This is a genomic window from Streptomyces sp. NPDC007157 (genome assembly GCF_040634235.1).
GTDB lineage: Bacteria > Actinomycetota > Actinomycetes > Streptomycetales > Streptomycetaceae > Streptomyces.
In genome coordinates, this window is sequence record NZ_JBEYFE010000017.1 from 189,449 (window position 1) to 206,725 (window position 17,277).

Here is a 17,277-nt window from a genome sequence, read left to right on the forward strand (position 1 = left end):
AAGGGGAAGGGGCATGAGCGCTCGCCGCGGCGGCGGGGCGACCATGCAGGACGTCGGGAAACTCGCGCAGGTCAGCGCGATGACGGTCTCGCGGGTACTCAAGAACGACCCCCGGGTCTCCGAAGCCACCCGCGAACGCGTCTTCGCGGCGGTCGACCGTCTCGGGTACCGCCTCAACGAGACCGCGCGCAGCCTGCGGCTCGGCGGCAGCGGCATGATCGGCCTCGTCGTCACCAACCTCGCCAACCCCTTCTATTCACGTCTCGCGCTCGGGGTCCAGGAAGTCCTCGCCGAACACGGCTTCCGGATGCTGCTGAGCAACACCGGCGAACAAGCCGAGCTCGAACCCGGTCTCGTCAACGGGCTGATCGACCACCGGGTCGAAGGCCTGATCGTCGTCCCCGCCGGCAGTCGGCAGCAGCACCTGGCCGATGCCATGCGCCATGTCCCCGTCGTCCTCGCCGCGCGGCCACCTGCCGGACTCGACACCGACTGTGTGCTGGTCGAGGACTTCCACGGCGCCCGCGAGGCCACCACCTGTCTCCTGGCGGAAGGTCACACCCGCATCGCCTTCCTCGGCAATCCGCCGGCGCTCTACACAGGGGCCGAACGGCTGCGCGGGTTCTGGGCGGCACACGAGGAAGCCGCGGTGGAGCCCGACAGCGCCCTTGTACGGCAGGGCCTCGTCGACGCCGCGACAGCCGAGCAGGCGACCCTCGAACTCCTCGACCTCCCCGACGGCCCCACAGCGCTGTTCTGCACGAACAACCGCATCAGCCAAGGCGCGATCAGAGCCCTCTACAAGGCCGGTGCCGCCCTCCCCCTGGCAGGCTTCGACGACTTCGACCTCGCCGACGTCCTCGGCCTCCCGCTGACACTCGTCTCGTACGACGCCGACGAAATCGGCCGTCAAGCGGCACGCCTCCTCATCGACCGCCTCGGCCGGCAGGACACCGAAACCCCCGCGTCCCGACGCATCACTGTCCCGACCCGCCTGATGCGCTACGGCCCGCACCCTGGCGCACGCCCCGGCAGGAAACCGTCGCAGGGCGCCTGACGACCTCGTGCACGGTTGGCCGTGGCACGTCGAGGTGTGTGGCGTTGCCGGTGTTCACCGGCCTTGGGGTACAGCGGTACGGCGGTACCTGCGGCCCGATCGGGCGTGAGATCCAGGCGGGCAGTCTCTCAGAAGTGCCTCGCACAACACGTCGGTTTCGAGAGGACTTTCGCCAACGACCACCTGCGGAAACGTGATCACCCTGGGGGCTTTCGCAGAACTCTCACAGATGAACGTTTATGAGAATGACCGTGTGTGACGCACGGTCGGCGGCGGAGAGGTCCTTCATCGTTCTCCGCGGTGGTGAGAGTCCGCCCGCGATGGCGGCTGTGAAAATCGCTGTCCGATTGTCGGAACGCAGTGATAGAGATCCAGGGTGACAACGACACTCGAGTTCCCCGTTCTGCTGCGACTGATCGACGAACGGTCGACCGCCTTCCGCGCCGCGGTCGCCTCCGCGCCCAGCCTCGACGTACAGGTGCCGACCTGCCCCGAGTGGACGCTGTTCGATCTGGCGCAGCACATCGGCGAGGGGCGCCGCGACTGGGCCGCCACCGTCTCCGCAGGGCCTGCTCCGGCCAAGTCCGCAGCGGAAGGCGCCCCGGGAGCGCCCCGGGAGCGCGAGGCCCTGCTGGCCTGGTTGGCGGAGTCCACGGAGCAACTGCTGGACGCACTGCGGAAGGCCGGCCCGGATCGCGGTTGCTGGACGTGGTGGGAGACGTCGCAGTCGCCGCAGACCTCCGGTGCGGTAGCTCGGCACCAGCTCCAGCAGATGGCGGTACACACGTACGACGCCCAGATCACCGTGGGTGCCCCGCAGCCGCTGCCGACCGAGGTGGCACTCGACGGTGTCGACGAGTTCCTGTCCACCTGCGTCGCAACGACGAGTGCCTGGCCACACAAGCCCGCTGTCGTCGACTTCCACGCCTCCGAGGGCCGCTCCTGGCGCCTCTCGCTCTCCACCGACGGCGCACGGACCGCCCGTCTCCCCGGGCCCGGCAGCATACCGGCCACCGCTGCCGACCAGGCCCCGGACGCGGCCAACGCCTCCGCCTGGGGCACGGCCGACGAGCTGGTCCTCATCCTGCACGACCGCATCCCGGTCAACTCCCTGAAGCTCGACGGCGACCGACGTCTCTTCGACCAGCTCAGCGCCTGGGACCCGGACGAGTAGGACGTGACGATGCGCCCCCTCGTACGCCCCGAGGCATGCCTCCCGTCAACGGCTACAGCCACGCCGTGGTGGCCCCGGGGCCGCTGGGGGAGCAGACCGCCACGGCTGCGAAGCGACTGACCAAGGGCGGCGGCCCACAAGCTGAGCGGCGCGCCTGGTCGGCACCAGACCCCGTCAGTTCTCCGCGTCGTCCCCGAAACGGGGGCTGAAGTTGTAGCCCAGGATCCTGAAGATCCCGAACACCACGTCGGAGTTCGCGTACACCGCCTTGCCGAGGCGACCGGCACCAGCTTGTCGTCGATCTCGCGCGGCAGCAGCGGCTTGTCCTTCACCCGCCGCCGCGCCGGCGCGGGCAGCCGCTTCACACCGGCCAGCACCCGCGTGCCGCCGGTCGCCGCGTCCAGCGCCTTCGACTCGCCCAGCAGCGCGAGGATCGGGCGCCGCTTCCACAACCACGCCCTGGACCTGCTCGAAGAGGCCACCGACACCGACGCCTGACAGCACCGGCGACAGACACAGCCCCTTGAATCGGCCATCAAGACTCCGGCGCCCGCTCGGCCGTCGTTCACCCGCAGCCATACTGGTGTGGCAAGCCTGTCCGATCGCATGGCGCGGCCTGGCCCAGCCAACCACCCGGCAAATCAGAATTCATGGGTTTCGCGGACGGCCGGCACGCGGATCGACGCCTGCTCGCCCAGGATCAGCCAGCCTCGGCCGGTAACGGGTTGTGCGCACGCGGCCGGCGCCGCGCCTTTCCCCTCCGTCCGCCGCCCGCGATGAGGGATCAAAGCCCAAGGGCCGGACACGGCAGCCGGCACGGCGCCTTTGGCCGCGCGATTCCGGCATCCGCATTTCGCGCCGTCGAGGCACGTGCCGGCTGGCGCAGTGACCGCCCCGCCCTGCTCGCCTCCTTGAAGCTTGGTACCGAATAGTCCCGCAGGCCCGGGTGCTACTAGGCGAGTGGACATCACGGAGTACGAGCAGGAGTCGAGGATCACAGAGGAACTGCGCAGTCGCTACGGTGGTTGATCATCCGCCGGCGGAGGCGTGGCGGAGGCCGGTGGGGGTGCAGCGAGGCGCACACGCTCCCGATCGGTTGGCGAACCCGCCACCGTGGCGGACTGTCGTCGGCTGAGGCACAGGCACCAACGATCCCCCGGCTCCGTTCAGTGCGAAGGCGCGAAGTCGGCGGACTGGTCGAGGTGAAAGGCCGAGCCCGGAACCGTCGGAGTCCAACCCTCACGCAGGGCGAGCCGAACAGCCGCGGCAACACCGGACGGCAGTACAGGCTCAGCCTCGCGGCCGATCCAGTTACTCGGATGCGGCTGGTCAGTGATGACCACAAGCGTCGCACCCGGGGTGTCCGCATGCTCGACCGCGAACGTGCACGGCGACCAGGCCAGGCCCTGGAAGTACGTCGGCCTGCCTCGCAGTCGCCAGCGGTAGGCCGTGCCGTCGACGATGGTCCGTCGTGATCCCTTGCGGACCAACGCCATGGCTCCCCCCTTCAACAGCGAAGATGCTAGCGAGTCCAGTTCCGCTGTCCGTCGCTTTCACCTGTAGGCCACCGGTCCACTGGCCTAGTGGCTCTGGGTAAGCGCGTCCCGCCCAGAGCCCGGCCACGGTCGCGCTGCCGAGGTGGGCACAGCCGATCGTTGTCAGTGCCGGGTGGCATGATCCGTGACATGGATCTCCGCCCCGTCTTCGCCGACCTCGACCAGATGGACTGGTCACGGTTTCGCCATGCCTACGGCTCCGCGGAGGACATCCCGGCGCTGCTGCGGGATCTCGCGTCCCCGGTGGAGAAGACAGCCTCGGAGGCGGAGCAGGAGTTGTGGAGCAGCATCGTCCACCAGGGCACGGTCTACTCGGCGACAGCGGCCGCGGTGCCCTTCCTGGCGCGACTCGTTGCCGAAGGCGTGCGCCAAAGCGACTTGTTGGGCATGCTCGGTGTGATCGCCGGGAGCGTCGACGAGCACGATATGCCGGTGCCCGGTGCGGCCCGCGACGCCGTTGCGGCACAGCTGGGGCTGCTCCTTTCGCTGCTCGCGGACAGCGATCGCAAGGTGCGGCGGACCATGGCGTGGACGGTGGCCCAGTGCCGGTCGGCGGCCGGCCCCGACGCGCGTGGGGCGCTGCGGGCCCGCTGGGCGGCGGAGAGCGATCCGGCGGTGCGCGCGGACGTGCTGACGGCCTGCGCGCTCCTGGATCCCGATGCGGCCGAGGAGCTGTGCTCCGCGGTGCTCGCTGGAGACGAGCCGGCGCCGGTTCGGATTGCGGCGCTGCTGGTCACTGCCGACTGCGGCCTGCCGTGGGACATGAAGATGACCGCGAGCGTCACGACATTGGTCCCGTTGGAGCGACACGGTTTCGGCGCCCTGTGGGAGCGGGAGCCGCTGCAGGCGCTCGTCAAAGCTCTGCACACGCGCGGCGAGGCCGACACCGCAATCGACCTGGTCGGCTCCGCGCTTGGGCGGGCCGCGGCACTGCGGCTTCAGGGGAGCGAGCACGCGCAGGCGGCCACCACCGAGGCACGATGGGCCGCCGAGTTCCTCGCCCGCCGCTCACGGACCGCCCCGGCACGGCTGCTCCCTGAGTTGCTCCCGCTGCTCGACAATCCGGCCACCGCGACCGACGTGATCCCGCTGCTGCGAACCTGGTGTCAGCCGGCCCCAGAGGCGGTCCCGGCCCTGCTTGCCATCGCGCAAGGTAATGGCGAATCGGCCGACGAGGCCCTCGCCGCGCTGGTGTGCCTGGGAGCCCCAGAGGCGACCGGGCTGCTCGCCCGCCACCTGCCCGAGCGGCCCCACGCGCTGAAGGCCGCGTACCGCCTCGCGACCGGTGAGACCCGGACGCCGAGTCAGACCCGCACGCCCGGCGAGGGCCGGACGCCCCTGCCCTACGATTCTGAACTGCTCGACGCGATACGCGTCCGGCTCGCCACCGAACCGTCCCGCGAACGCCGATCGGTCTTCGACGGCGGGCTGGCCGCGACCAACGAGCCGGTCTACCTGGGCGGGCTGCTGGCAGCCTGGGGCAGGCCGGCCAGGGGCGCCCTGCCGGAGCTGCTCGCCGCGCTGCCCCGTCATCCGCTCCCGGTCAGCCGCGCCCTGGCCACCGTGGCCGATCCCCAGGCCGACGCCCACGTGATCGAGGCGCTACGAGCCCATGCCCGACAGGGACCGCCGTCCACGCGTCAGGCAGCGGCAAGCGCGCTCCACTCCCTGACCGGCGACGCCGACCCTTTGATCTCCGTACTCTCCGAACTGCTGGCCAAGCGAGGCAACAGCTTGGACCACACCGTCACCGCGGCCGCCTCGCTCAGGGAAGCCGCTCGTCCCTTGCTGCCGCTGCTGCATACACTGCTGGCGGAACCGCCGCAGTCGCGCGAGACCGTGCCGGTGATCAGGGCGGCGCTCGGGGCCGCAGCGCTGGTCTGGGAACTGACCGGGGATGAGCAGGCGGTACTCCCGGTGATTCAGGAGGGCCTCGCCTGGGCCTCCCGAGCATGGGGCCAGGAGACGGTGAAACGCGCCGCCGAAGTCGCTCGCCTGCTCGGTCCCACGGCCAAACCGCTCGTCCCCGACCTCCTGCCTCTGCTGGACGATCCGGAACTCTCCCCTACCCTCGTACTCGTCCTGACCAGCATTTGTCCTGAGGTCGACACACTTGCCGGACTCTCCCGGACCACCCTGGCCGACCGTGTCCTGGCAGCGGCCCGACCGGGCTCGGGTGCACGCTCCGTCTCGGCAGTGCTGAAGGCCTGCGTCGCGCTCGGCCCGACAGCCTTCACCGACGCTCAGCTCGCCCTGATCCGCAGTCTCGCGGACGGCGACCGGCGCATCGTGGGTGCCGGCCTCCAGGACCAGATCATCCACGATGACGAACACTTCCGCGCCGAGGCCCGGGAGGTCCTACGGACACTGACTGACAATCCGTTGATTTCGTAGAGAGCTTGGCTGCGCAACCTGGCGCTGGTGATGGGGGTGGTCGCATGTTTCGGTGGACGCAACGCTCCGCACTCGACCAACTGCGTGGGTTCTCCTCGACCTCGTCGCCCAAGACCGGAACGAACCCCGCAACATCCGATGGTTCCACCACCTCGGAACGGAACTCGGCATGGCACGCTAGCGGCCGACCCGCGCGCCGGCGGTGCCTTCGGCACCGGCTGGACCACGCGCTGCGACATGCAGCCGCGGAAGGAGCCCGCCACGTGGTCAGTCCTCGTCACGCTGGCCGACCGTACCCCGGTTACAGGACGCCGCCCAGGCCCGGTCGATGTGCTCGCAGTACACATGTAATGGTGGAGCCGGGTAGTGGAGCAAGGATCTGGACTCCGCCCGTGATCTTCGTCGCCGACAGCCAGAGGTTGTGCCTCCCGGGACTGGAGATCCTCAGCCGTCGTAGTGAGTCGGCGGAAACGGGTTGCGATCCTTCCGTGGGGCGGAACCCGACTGCACCTCTCCTGTGTCGGCCTGGCGATCGACCTCCGCTTCGGCTTCCTCGTACTGCGCGGTGGGAGACTTCGGCGCATCTGCAGGCAACCCGACATCGCGCCGGTCCTCCTCAGTGCGTCGCTCCAGTTCCGTCTCGTTGGGCCGGCGGGGCATGCCGCGTCCGTGGTCGCTGTCCGGATCTCCCTCGACCTGCCGGTTGGCCTTGTGGTGATGCACCATGGTCTTCTCCTTGAGGTGAGCACCCGGGTGCAGTTGCGACCGGGTGTGCCACCCTGCCGTGCGCCGTCCTTGCGGGCCACGCGCGCCAGCGTCATGTGTGTCCGGTTGTGCCTCCGCCGGCTCCGTCGTCGCCCGTACGGGAAATCGCTGCTGCGGTCGGTTGCCCGGCGCCAAAGCGGGCGAGTCGCGCCGGGATCCCCAAAGTCATCGTCGTCACTGGAGCCGGGCCGCTTCTTGCGCACGGTGCAATGGACTGTGCCGTCTCGCACGTCGGCGACGATCGTGTCTCCGGGAGCGGCCTCGCCGCTGAGGAAGAGCGACGCTGTGCGGTTGTCGAGTTCTGCCCGGACGGTGCGGCGCGAAGGGTGGGCACCAAATTCAGACTGGCCACCGGGGGCGATGAGGTAGACCTTGTCCGCCTCGTCCCATGTTATACGGCTGGCGGCGCGCCTTCTCGGTCGGCTGCCCTGCTTCGTCGTAGCCGACGCATCCGGGCGGGGCCAGGAGAATCCGGGCAACGGTGTGCCCCGCCTGAAACTCGCTCGTGTCGAAGCGGACCATGCGGTTCGCGTCGCCCCTCCGCACCTCTTGCGCCACGGCCGCCGCGTCCTGCTCTGTCGTCACAGACGATCATGGTCGTGGCGGCCGTTCCCGTGCCCGTAGCCGACCCCCACTCCACCGCGCGCTTCAGATCACGATCTACAGCTGCCGCGTCGGACAGGGCTGCCGGGGATGGCCGGATTACCGGTGGTCATCAGAGCTGGGCAACCCGCAGATGCCGTCGTTCGGCCAGCTCCTCCGCACTGACCACGGTCAGAATCGGAGTGCCAGGAGGCGCGAACATGGTCACCACCATCTGCGACTGCCCGTTCGGAAGGTTGTTGGCGCCCTGGTAGTGGATCACATCGCCACCCGGCTCGAACAGGGCGTCGCCGGCCTTGAGCACCCGGGGCGGCTGCCCCTCCAGCTCGAAGAGGACCTCGCCCTGGGTCACATAGCCGAAGATCGGCCCGGGGTGCCGGTGCGGCGGCGCGCCGGGGTCACCGGGCTTCAGGGTGATCCGGACGGTCCTGGCCTCGGCGCCAGCCGGGATCTGGACCGCCGCATCCGGGCGGGTCGCAATGATCTCAACCCCGGGGGGCAGGTGCGCGTGGTCGGCGCTCATGGATTCCTCCAAATGGAAAACGTCATCAGCAAAGACCAGACGGCCTCCCCGTCTGTGACAGCCCAACCTGCCTGCAGACTGTCCAATGGCCTTGCTCATGAGATGCGGTTCTGGCACCGCTTCCGTACAGCGGCCACTGCGGCGTCGTCACGTTCCCGTTCCCGTTCCCGTTCCAAGCCCGCGGGTTCCGTACATACCGTCGTTAGGCGTCCGGGGCGCCCTTCGAGTCCGGCTGAATATCGCTCGACGCTGCGAGGGCGACAAACAGCGGCATCTTGTACAGCGGAGGGGGTTCGCCCGCCAGCCCCAGTCGCTGCCAGGCCAGCCGAGCCGAGACCTTCAGCACTCGGCGCGCGCGCAGAACGAGCAGACAGGCAAGTGGCAGTTCCACCAGCACAGCCGAAGCGACGCTTTCCCACACGTCGCCTCGCCCCAAGTTCAGGGAGACGTCGAACCAGGCATCGCAGACCAGGAGTGTGGCCGCGACGAAAGACATCGGAATCAGAGCCTGCCGTCTCAGCCAGACTGCCGCCCCGGCGCCGACCAGCGAGACAAGCAGCATGATGTCGAAGCCCACCCACACCATGGGCCAGTACCGGGCCTCGAAGCGATGGGGTAGTGAGACGGCCAGGTAAACGGTCCAAGGAACGAGCACGAACACGCACAAGGCAAATTGCCCTATCGCCCTTCGGTGGCGGCGGCGCAACGTGGAACCGTCCGGTACGAATGCCTTGGCTTTCTGGGCCGCCGAGTCGGCGGGGTCGCGCTGCTCGCTCAACGTTGCCTGTCCCTGCTATCGGCTCCGGGCGGGCCGCTCCCCGAGCCGACTGCGTCGATGACCCCACTGTTGCTCGCATCGCACGGCAGCACACGGGCATCAGGCCAAGCCAGGAAACCTGTGGATCGTCCCTTGATACTACGGCGCGCGCATATTCCGTCCGAAGCCGGATGCGGCGTCTTCCCTCGCCGCGCCTGCGGGGCCTGCGGGGGTGGTCCTCATGGCGAAGCTCATCCCGGTCGACCCGATCCGTGATCCCCTCGCCGGCCGGGAGCGGCTTCGGCTCGCCGAATGCCACGCTCAACGCCTACGCCGCCGGAATGGACGGAATAAGGATCGATGCGTGCGATCTCTCGACGTACGACCTGTAGGGGCACCCCGAAGCCGGCGTGACAACCTGGCCGAACCGTTGATTGCGACCCTGCGTCCGAGTGGGCTTCCGGGCCGCCCGTCAGGCTGGGCGGCGTGGTTCGGAGTCTCCCGTGGTTCTATCGGCCGGGCAGCGGGACGCCCCCTGTCATCGTCACTCCGGCCTCGGCGACGCGGGTCGCGATCCCGGCGGTGGCACGTTCGGCCAGCGCGGCGATGGTCAGTGACGGGTTGACGGTGAGCGAGGCCGGAGCAGCCGAGCCGTCCGTGACGAACAGGCCCGTGAATCCCCGTAGTTCGTGCTGGTCGTCGAGGGCGCTGGTGGCCGGGTCGTCACCGATGCGCGCAGACCCGAGCGGGTGGGCCGTGACCGTACCGGCCAAGGCCTCGGACCACGGACGGACCCGGGACAGACCATCCTTCTCCAGGATTCCGCGGAGCGCCGTGTCTGCCCGGTCCCATGCCTGGCGGGTCCGGGTGGTGGGGTGGAAGGACATCGTGCCCTGGCCGAGACCGGGTGCCAGGCGGATGAAGCTCCCGGTGGGAGGAACCGCCCCGAAGGTGCCTTCGTTGTCGTCCTCGGTCATCGCGAGCAGAGTGAGCCACGACGTCCAGCGGGCCCGCATCTGCCGCTTGTCGACGCCGAACCAGCCGGGCGCGCCGGTCGTCTGGCCAAGGACGTCGGTCAGCGGCGGGAAGTAGATCTGCTGGAGCATGAACCGGCTGTACTCCGGTGCGGACGGATCCAGGTAGTCGTACGTGGCGGAGGTGATCGGCCGGCCGATCGGCAGCCCCTGGTAGACCGTCCCGTCGGGACGGGAGAGTCCGAGCAGCGACCCCGCCTTGCTCTCGTCGACGTCGGCGACGCTGACGTGGTCGCCGTTGCCGGAGAAATGGCGTCCGACCGCACCCGGGATGCCGCCGAGCAGCAGGGCGGACCGCTGGAGGATCACCGGCGTGCCCACCGCACCCGCCGCCAGCACCACGACCTTGGCGTTGATGATCCCCACGTTCGTGGTGCAGGTGTAGTCATCGGGGTCGAGGACGGTGTAGGCGACCGCGTAGCGGTAGCCGGACTCCAGTGAGGGGGTGATCAGTTGAACCTCGTGGAGTGGCCGGATGACCGCACCATGGGCTTCCGCCGCGGGGAGATAGTTGAGCAGCATGGAGCGCTTGGCGTCGAACGCGCACCCCGACAGCATCCAGTTGCAGTTGGTGCAGGCCGTGGTGTCCACCGCCACCGGAACCGGATTGCAGGTGTGCCCGGCCCGGTGGCAGGCGGCCGCCAGTACCCCGCCCGCGTAGGAGACGTCCGACCAGCCGGTGCGGGCGACCGGCAGTGCCTGCTCCACCCGGTCGTACCAAGGGTCGAGCGTGGCACGGCTGATGGACGCCGGCCACATCCGCCGCCCGATACTGCCGTGGCGCTCGAAGGCGTACGACGGTGCCCGTAGCGAGGCGGCGAAGTAGACGACGCTGCCGCCGCCCACGCAGTTGCCCGCGACCACCGACACGCCGTCGCCGCGGATCACATCGACGATCTTGTTGTAGGTGCCCAGGCGCATGGAGTGGCTGAACTGCGCCGCACCCAAGCGGGGTCCGCGCTCAAGAACGGTGACGCGTGCTCCGCCTGCGGCCATGTAGTACGCGGGGATGGCCCCGCCGAAGCCGCTGCCGATCACCAGGACGTCCGTGGTCTCGGTCATGTCGGGCTCCCGGAAGGGGTCGTAGCGGGGTGGAGCGCCGCGAGCGGGCGGCCGTAGGAGAAGTCCCCGAACCGCCACAGGCCGTCCGGGTCCGGCTTGGGAAACTTCAGCCAGGTCAGTCCCGGATGGCCCTGGGCCAGGGCGGCGGCCGTGTCGAACTGCCCGGCGGTGTCGAACGCGATGCCGACGATCAGGCTCAGCACCTGCCAGACCGGCTCGTCGATGTCGTCCGAGCCGAACAGGCCGCTGACCAGGTTGGTCCGATGCGAGAAGGAGAGGTCGACGAAGGGCGGCCGGCTGGGTGACAGCCAGATCAGCCGGACCGCCGCATAGGCGACGGCCCGGGCGTCCAGCAGGGTCGCGAGCGCCGGCAGCAGCGGGGCCAGAGGCAATTGGGGCGAGTTCATGACGTCGATGACGCCCGCCTGAACGGCGCCTGGCCCGCTGACCGCTCCGGCGCACACCTGGTCACCCGTGAACCGGTGCTCACCAGGGATGAGGGTGTCGGCAAAGGCCCCCAGGGTCTGTGTCGTCCAGTCCTCGGAGACATGCGCCGCGGCGGCCGCCGGGGTGGCGGTGAGCCCCCCGGTGGCCAACACGGCAACCGATGCGGTGAGCGCCTTGAGGATCGCTCGTCGGTCGACGGTGGACACGGCCGGTCAGCCGATCAACGCGCAGCCGAGGTCCGACGGAAGCGCCACCGTCAGACCGGTCTCCCCGGCCTCCTGGCCGTAGTCGGACAGCGCGTCGGCCAGGTTGTCGAAGTTCGAGGCGCGCAGGGCGGCGACGGCGTCGCCGATGCCCACTGTCTGACCGTTGACGCTGAAGTGGGTGAGGCGCGCACCGGCTCGTCGGTCGGTCTTGTCCCACCAGTACTGGCCGTCCCAGGTCACGTACGGTACGGCGCCGTTGGTGGCCTGCACGCTCCAGTGGTCCTTCTGGTAGTAGTGGCAGGTCAGCATGGTGATGGCGAAGCGGGAGGGCTCGGCGACCAGGAAGCGCAGGGCTCCACCGTCGTCGAAGGTGATGTCGCGCTTGCTGTACTCCACGCACAGCGGGTTCTCGAACATCAGCCACAGAGGCGGCTGTTCACCCTCGCCGAAGTTGTGCCAGGTGCACGTGGCGGCGAAGCCCGGCTCGGTGAAGGGCCCGACCGGAGGCACGTCGGAGGCTGACTGGATCGCCGAGGTGCTCACGGTTCGGGCCGCACGGACGGCAGTGGGCGATTCGGCGGGTGCGGCGGATGCGTCATGGCTCGGGAGCAGCGCGGCGCAGACCCCGAGGGCCATCGCGAAGCCGGCCGCGGTCGTGCGCAGGTGCACAGGGAACACAGGACCTCCTGGACGTGGAAAAGGGTGGTGTCGCTCAGGAAAGGCCGCCGATGGCGGGGAACCGGCAGGCCGAGGATGGGGCACTCCGCTCAGTGGCAGAGGTGGTACGGGGGGATCGAGTCACGATGCGACGACATGCATCCCGACACGGACGGGTATCCGGACGGCCGTGGCTCCGTCGGCGCCCGAGTCGACAACGAAGGCGTCGGCGCTCGAACGCGTGGGCAGCTCGCGGGACGGCGTACAGTCCAGCGGCGGGTCGTCGGGGCCGGACCCCAGGGGCGGCGGACGACACTGACCCGGCGTCCGCGCTGGCGGCGGCCTCCGCCAGGGCGGTACCGCGCCCAGGAGTGGCAGCAGGGACCGGTCGGAACCGAGCGACCCCATGACCCGCTCCCGCCCCGCCGCGCTCAAGGTGGCAGGCCGCCCGCCCGCACGGGCCACGGTGCAGGCCTCGATGGCCGTGGCCGCAGCGCGCACGACCGTCCGTGCCGCACCGGGCATGGCGTCGAGCGGCATCTCGGCCCTGCCCGGCACGGCCCGCGTCCGCGCGGAGGTGCCGTCGTCCGCGAGCAGGGCGGCTGCACGTCCGCCAAGGCGGGGGGACCTCGATGGTTCATCGGTCGCCGACCTCCGCGTGCGCCGTACCCGACAGCCTCCATACGGCTTCCCGCCGCCATGTGCCCCACCAGCGCTCCAGGCTGACCACCGCGTCCGCCCTCTCGCTGTTGCGGCAGACCGCGGTGGAGCCGTCGGGGTCGGTGTAGCCGAGCGTCAATGTCTGGTCCGGCGGCTGGGTGACCGTCACCTTTATGCGCCTCAGGCCCGACCTGCCCTCGACCCGCCACTCAGGCAGACGGATGTCCGCGCGGAACCGGCCGATGCCCGCCCAGCCCACGGCGGAGCGTTCCGCGCGCCGGGGCCAGCTGCGGCCGTTTCGGTGCAGGCGCAGGAAGACCAGGGGTGGCAGCCTGTCGAGTCCGCGTCGCATGGACACCGCGGCGACGATTTCCAGGACGTCACCGCCACCCAGGTCGGCGTGGAGCCAGGCCCAGCGGCGGGCGTTGCCATGGCCGTAGATGCGGGCGCCGGCTCCCGGAGCGTGGTCCAGCCGCAGCTCACCGGCGCCGTACCTGATGGTTCCGCTGTAGCGGACGCGGGTGGCGGGGAGCATGTGCGAGGCCGGAAGCCAGGGGCGTCGCCAGGACCAGCGGGGAAACGTGTACAGCGGCGAGCCCTCGGGGCTCTCGTTGAGCGCCCAGGTGAACGTCCCCGCGGAGCCCGTGAGCCGATCGGGTCGGACGCAGATGCCCTCGGCGGTGAAGCCCTCCGGATGCGCCGTCCACGGTACGGGGCCGAAGCGTGTGTGTTCGACGTGGCCGTCCTTGGGGAAGACGGCTATCCAGCCGTGCGCGTAGGCGGCGGAACCGTCGGAGGGCGCCACCAGTTCGTGGTGCAGCCAGATCCCGCTGTCGGTGGCCGGATCGGTCAGGGTCGTGTACCAGACCTCGGTCCGCCCCGGTGTGCCGTCCCAGCGTGGCGTCAGATGCCTGTCGGCGGGGGACGCGACAGCACGTGGGAACCGGAAGCTCGCGAGGAAGGGCAGCAGGCCGGTGACGAGGGGGAAGCGCAGCGTGCCCTCGCCCACGCGGTCACCGTTCTCGTACAGGGTGTACGGCAGTACGGTCAGCGAGGCGAGCGGACGCCTGGCCGACACCGACTTCCAGCCGACCAGAGTGAGATGCCGGCCTTCCATGGTGAAGGTGATCCGGTATCGGATCCAGCGGCGCGACAGGGGCGCTGTCTCCAGTTCGCCCTCAGCTTCGGTGTCGTCGGCGCGTCCCGCCACTCGTACGCGTCCGGTCACGAGCGCCCGCGCCGTGCGGTGGGGCAGCGGCAACGCGTCGGCACGGACCAGCAGGTCCAGCCGGACGGGGCGGTCGCGGTCCTCGTCGGCCAGACGCACACGGCCCAGCATGGTCTCCCTGAACACCGTCCCGTGTGAGCTCACAGGGCACCTTCCCGGCGTCGGCGGGAGGGTGCCAGTCCTTTGAGCATCAGGCGTTCCGTTGCCGACAGATAGTCGCCCGCGGCGGTGCGTGCCGCCTCCTGGTCGCCGGCGGCCACGGCCTCGACGACCGGTGCCAGACGGTCACGAGCGGCCCGGGGATCCTCGAAGGGCCCGACCAGCGCCCCGCGCACCGGCAGATACGCGTTGAACAGGGTGTTGGTCAGCAGGACGTACACCCGGTTGCCCGTGGCGCGGGCCAGCGCACGGTGCACCTCGACGTCCGCCAGCTGCACGGGCTCGCCGCCCGCCGCGTCCCCGACGGCCTCCAGCAGCAGACGCAGTTCGGCGACCTGGGTCGCCGTGGCACGGTTCGCCGCGCGTTCCGCGATCAGCATGCCGATGCTGCGCCGGACTTCGAAGATCTCACCGATCCAGTCAGGGCTGTGGAGCACCAGCATCGGCAGGAGGTCCGCGCCGCCCAGGCGCAGGAAATCCCGTACCCGGGTACCCACTCCGTGGCGCGTCTCCAGCAGTCCGGCGTGCGCCAGTCGTCCGAAGGCGTGCTTGAGGGAGGTGCGGGTGACCCCGAATCCGTCGGCGAGTTCACGTTCGGGAGGCAGATAGCTCCCGGCGGGATGACGCTCGGCGAGGATGTCCTCGCGCAGTCGCTTCTCCAGCACGTCGACGATCGTCTCGCGTGGCAATGCCTCCACCCAGGCCCCCATTGACTCAGTGGTTCAGTGGCTGAGCCACTGAACCACCGTCAATGACACGGCGTCAATAACCGTGACCAGACTGCGGCGGTGCCACGCACTTGGATCAACGCGGCTCCACTCACGACCAGTTGACAGCCTGTGGGCTCCTCCTGCCCTGGCCCGACCACCATCGCTCGTCTCGACGGTCTCGGCCTGGACGTCGTCGGGCGGCGCCTCTCCCCTACACCGAGCCTCTCCCCTGCACCGTCAGCCGGGCATCACCGCGGCCAGCGACCTCAGCCGACGGCGGAAAACTCACGAGGTGAACGAACGCGACGGTGCTCTGGGCTCACACGTCGATGAGGACCTTGCCCACCGCGCCCTTCTCGACCGCGGTGTGCGCGTCCGCGGTGCGTTCCAGCGGGAAGCGGTGCAGCGGCAGGCCCGCCTCCTCGCCCACGCGCAGCGACCCGTCGGCGAGGGCGGCGGTGATGGCGGCGACGGCATCCCGCTTGGCCTCGGCCGGCATGGTGTAGACGAGCACGCCCTGGAAGCGCAGGTTGCCGAAGAAGGTCCAGCGGGGCAGTGTCACCTCGGCGCCGTCGTCGTAGTACGCGACGGCGGCGTTCTGGGCGGTCACCGAGACGTCGAGCTCCGCGTTCGCCGCCATGGCGACCTCCACGACGATGTCGACACCGTCCGGCGCCACCCGGCGGATCGCCGCCGCCGCGTCCTGGGCCTTGTAGGAGACGACGTGGTGTGCGCCGGCGGCCTCGGCCAGACGCGCCTTGAACGGGCTGCTGACGGTGGCCACCACGGTCGCCCCCGCCCACCGCGCCAGTTGGATGGCCATGTTGCCGACCGCGCCCGCGCCGCCGGCGACCAGCACCGTACGGCCGTGGAGCGCGCCGGGGTCGAGCCGGGCCGGGCCGCCGTCCCGCACGGTGAGGGCGCGGTGGGCCGTCATCGCGGGGATGGCGATGCTCGCGCCGAGGTCGAGAGAGGCGTTGTCGGGCAGCGGTACGGCCTGGTCCTCGGGGAGCACCACGTACTCCTGCGCCGTGCCGTCCGGGCGCTGCCAGGCCGCCTCCCAGATCCAGACGCGCTGACCGGTCCTGGCCGGGTCGACACCCTCCCCCACCGCGTCGATCAGTCCGGCGCCGTCCTGGTTGGGCACCTGCTCGCCCTCGTCCTGCGGCCCGGAGGTGCGCGACTTCCAGTCCGTCGGGTTCACCCCTGACACCTCGACCCGTACCCGTACCTCGCCCGGTCCCGGCTCCGGCAGGGGACGCTCGGTCAGGCGCAGCACTTCAGGGCCGCCGCCTTCCGTGTACACGATTGCTTTCATGATCTGCACAAGGTCCGGCCCGGCCGGATTCTTCCCGGCCCGCGCCTCAGGCCCGCGCGGCCTCCTGGCAGCCGGTGATGATCAGGGCGTACGACAGCCACTGCTGCCGGCCGCCCGGGGCGAAGGCTGACTCCTGGCCGAAGTCGACGAGCGGCAGGAGCAGGTCGAGGGCGTAGCAGACGGGCAGGACGCCACGGTCGCCAGGCGGATCGGCGAGGTCACGTTGGCCACGGGACCGTCCACGAATGAGATCGACCGGTCAGCAGGTCAGTTGACGGGCTGGGCATCCGGAAGGAAGTGCTCTATCAGCACCCGGGCGGCGTCGAGGGCGTCCTGCCGGGGGCAGGAGCTGTCGAGAGAGGTCGACATGGCATTGGCACCCTCCAGCAGGACGGCCAGCTGACGGCCCAGCCGCTCCGGGTCCGCGGCCCCCGCACGGGTAGCGATGTCCGTGAACTGCTGGACGACACCCTCCCTGTTCCGCTGGACCAGCTCTCGCACTCGGGGCATGGTCCCGGCGGCCTCGACTGCGGCGTTGTGGAGTGGACAACCGCGGTTGGACGTACCTCCCGCGCCCCGCGAGGCCGTCTCGGCAACCATGACGAATTGGGCCAGCAGCTGATCCCGGGGTGAGAGCCCCTCCGGAGCAAGTCTCTCCTCCACCCGCCGTGCCAGTCCGGCCTCGTAGCGGCGCAGATACTCCTCCACCAGGGCCGTCTTGGTGGGAAAGTGCTGGTAGAAGGTGCGCGTGGAGACCTCGGCGGTCTCCACCAGGCGCGCGATGCCGGTGGCGTTAATACCCTCTTCATAGAAGAGCGCCGCAGCCGCCTCCAGGATGCGTTCGCGCGCCCCTCGGCCGCCGCGCCGCCGGGGGACAGACGTGCTCTCTTTCTCCATGCCGAAAAGTATAGCGGTCACTTTACTTTGACTGCGGAGACCATTAGCGTTCGAGGGAAAGCGATCGCTT

Annotated in this window: 15 protein-coding genes and 1 pseudogene; 4 read left to right on the forward strand and 12 right to left on the reverse strand. The window is 70.0% G+C overall.

Going from position 1 to position 17,277, the window contains the following annotated elements:
• Window positions 1–13: 13 nt before the first annotated feature.
• The 3 genes from ABZ642_RS28845 to ABZ642_RS28855 all read left to right on the forward strand — a co-directional run bounded on the left by ABZ642_RS28845 (window position 14) and on the right by ABZ642_RS28855 (window position 2,729).
• Window positions 14–1,057, forward strand: coding sequence for a LacI family DNA-binding transcriptional regulator (locus ABZ642_RS28845; RefSeq protein WP_360489348.1), 1,044 nt, complete (start codon window positions 14–16; stop codon window positions 1,055–1,057).
• Window positions 1,058–1,433: 376 nt separating this feature from the next.
• Window positions 1,434–2,231, forward strand: a complete 798-nt coding sequence (locus tag ABZ642_RS28850) for a maleylpyruvate isomerase N-terminal domain-containing protein (RefSeq protein ID WP_360489349.1) — start codon at window positions 1,434–1,436, stop codon at window positions 2,229–2,231.
• Between the two features lie 291 nt (window positions 2,232–2,522).
• Window positions 2,523–2,729, forward strand: coding sequence for a hypothetical protein (locus ABZ642_RS28855; RefSeq protein ID WP_360489350.1), 207 nt, complete (start codon window positions 2,523–2,525; stop codon window positions 2,727–2,729).
• A 668-nt stretch (window positions 2,730–3,397) separates the two neighbouring features.
• Here ABZ642_RS28855 and ABZ642_RS28860 read toward each other — a convergent pair.
• Window positions 3,398–3,727 carry a hypothetical protein gene (locus ABZ642_RS28860; RefSeq protein WP_360489351.1) on the reverse strand — a complete coding sequence of 110 codons (330 nt, stop codon included), beginning with the start codon at window positions 3,725–3,727 and terminating at the stop codon, window positions 3,398–3,400.
• A 189-nt stretch (window positions 3,728–3,916) separates the two neighbouring features.
• On the opposite strand from ABZ642_RS28860, the gene ABZ642_RS28865 reads away from it, so the two are divergent.
• Window positions 3,917–6,181: a hypothetical protein gene (locus ABZ642_RS28865; protein ID WP_360489352.1), complete on the forward strand. Its 2,265-nt coding sequence runs from the start codon at window positions 3,917–3,919 to the stop codon at window positions 6,179–6,181.
• A 444-nt stretch (window positions 6,182–6,625) separates the two neighbouring features.
• Here ABZ642_RS28865 and ABZ642_RS28870 read toward each other — a convergent pair whose 3' ends face one another.
• From ABZ642_RS28870 to ABZ642_RS28920, 11 genes and pseudogenes are all read right to left on the reverse strand, one after another.
• Window positions 6,626–6,907, reverse strand: a complete 282-nt coding sequence (locus ABZ642_RS28870; RefSeq protein ID WP_360489353.1) for a hypothetical protein — start codon at window positions 6,905–6,907, stop codon at window positions 6,626–6,628.
• Between the two features lie 233 nt (window positions 6,908–7,140).
• Window positions 7,141–7,495: pseudogene (locus ABZ642_RS28875) on the reverse strand (AAA family ATPase); the annotation flags it as partial.
• A gap of 166 nt (window positions 7,496–7,661) precedes the next feature.
• The gene (locus tag ABZ642_RS28880; RefSeq protein ID WP_360489354.1) at window positions 7,662–8,072 is read right to left on the reverse strand and encodes a cupin domain-containing protein; all 411 of its coding nucleotides are present in this window, start codon (window positions 8,070–8,072) and stop codon (window positions 7,662–7,664) included.
• Between the two features lie 202 nt (window positions 8,073–8,274).
• Entirely contained in the window at window positions 8,275–8,850 is a 576-nt protein-coding gene (locus ABZ642_RS28885) for a hypothetical protein (protein ID WP_360489355.1), read from the reverse strand.
• A 488-nt stretch (window positions 8,851–9,338) separates the two neighbouring features.
• Window positions 9,339–10,925: a GMC family oxidoreductase gene (locus tag ABZ642_RS28890; RefSeq protein WP_360489356.1), complete on the reverse strand. Its 1,587-nt coding sequence runs from the start codon at window positions 10,923–10,925 to the stop codon at window positions 9,339–9,341.
• On the reverse strand, window positions 10,922–11,578 hold the full coding sequence (locus tag ABZ642_RS28895) for a DUF5987 family protein (RefSeq protein WP_360489357.1): 657 nt from the start codon (window positions 11,576–11,578) through the stop codon (window positions 10,922–10,924). Before ABZ642_RS28895 ends, ABZ642_RS28890 begins: the two co-directional genes overlap by 4 nt.
• 6 nt (window positions 11,579–11,584) lie before the next feature.
• Window positions 11,585–12,256 carry a hypothetical protein gene (locus ABZ642_RS28900; RefSeq protein ID WP_360489358.1) on the reverse strand — a complete coding sequence of 224 codons (672 nt, stop codon included), beginning with the start codon at window positions 12,254–12,256 and terminating at the stop codon, window positions 11,585–11,587.
• A 616-nt stretch (window positions 12,257–12,872) separates the two neighbouring features.
• A complete protein-coding gene (locus tag ABZ642_RS28905) occupies window positions 12,873–14,267 on the reverse strand; it encodes a hypothetical protein (RefSeq protein WP_360489359.1) in 1,395 nt (464 codons plus the stop codon).
• Window positions 14,264–14,980, reverse strand: coding sequence for an FCD domain-containing protein (locus ABZ642_RS28910; RefSeq protein WP_360489360.1), 717 nt, complete (start codon window positions 14,978–14,980; stop codon window positions 14,264–14,266). The genes ABZ642_RS28905 and ABZ642_RS28910 overlap by 4 nt, the downstream gene beginning before the upstream one ends.
• A 331-nt stretch (window positions 14,981–15,311) precedes the next feature.
• A complete protein-coding gene (locus tag ABZ642_RS28915; protein ID WP_360489361.1) occupies window positions 15,312–16,310 on the reverse strand; it encodes an NADPH:quinone reductase in 999 nt (332 codons plus the stop codon).
• Window positions 16,311–16,577: 267 nt separating this feature from the next.
• Window positions 16,578–17,207: a TetR/AcrR family transcriptional regulator gene (locus ABZ642_RS28920; protein ID WP_360489362.1), complete on the reverse strand. Its 630-nt coding sequence runs from the start codon at window positions 17,205–17,207 to the stop codon at window positions 16,578–16,580.
• Window positions 17,208–17,277 lie beyond the last annotated feature (70 nt).

What these genes read in the sequence shown, in the direction of transcription:
- ABZ642_RS28845 (WP_360489348.1), top strand. Translation starts at nt 14, where the DNA reads ATGAGCGCTCGCCGCGGCGGCGGGGCGACCATGCAGGACGTCGGGAAA.
- ABZ642_RS28860 (WP_360489351.1), bottom strand. Translation starts at nt 3,727, where the DNA reads ATGGCGTTGGTCCGCAAGGGATCACGACGGACCATCGTCGACGGCACG.
- ABZ642_RS28865 (WP_360489352.1), top strand. Translation starts at nt 3,917, where the DNA reads ATGGATCTCCGCCCCGTCTTCGCCGACCTCGACCAGATGGACTGGTCA.
- ABZ642_RS28870 (WP_360489353.1), bottom strand. Translation starts at nt 6,907, where the DNA reads ATGGTGCATCACCACAAGGCCAACCGGCAGGTCGAGGGAGATCCGGAC.
- ABZ642_RS28880 (WP_360489354.1), bottom strand. Translation starts at nt 8,072, where the DNA reads ATGAGCGCCGACCACGCGCACCTGCCCCCCGGGGTTGAGATCATTGCG.
- ABZ642_RS28890 (WP_360489356.1), bottom strand. Translation starts at nt 10,925, where the DNA reads ATGACCGAGACCACGGACGTCCTGGTGATCGGCAGCGGCTTCGGCGGG.
- ABZ642_RS28915 (WP_360489361.1), bottom strand. Translation starts at nt 16,310, where the DNA reads ATGAAAGCAATCGTGTACACGGAAGGCGGCGGCCCTGAAGTGCTGCGC.
- ABZ642_RS28920 (WP_360489362.1), bottom strand. Translation starts at nt 17,207, where the DNA reads ATGGAGAAAGAGAGCACGTCTGTCCCCCGGCGGCGCGGCGGCCGAGGG.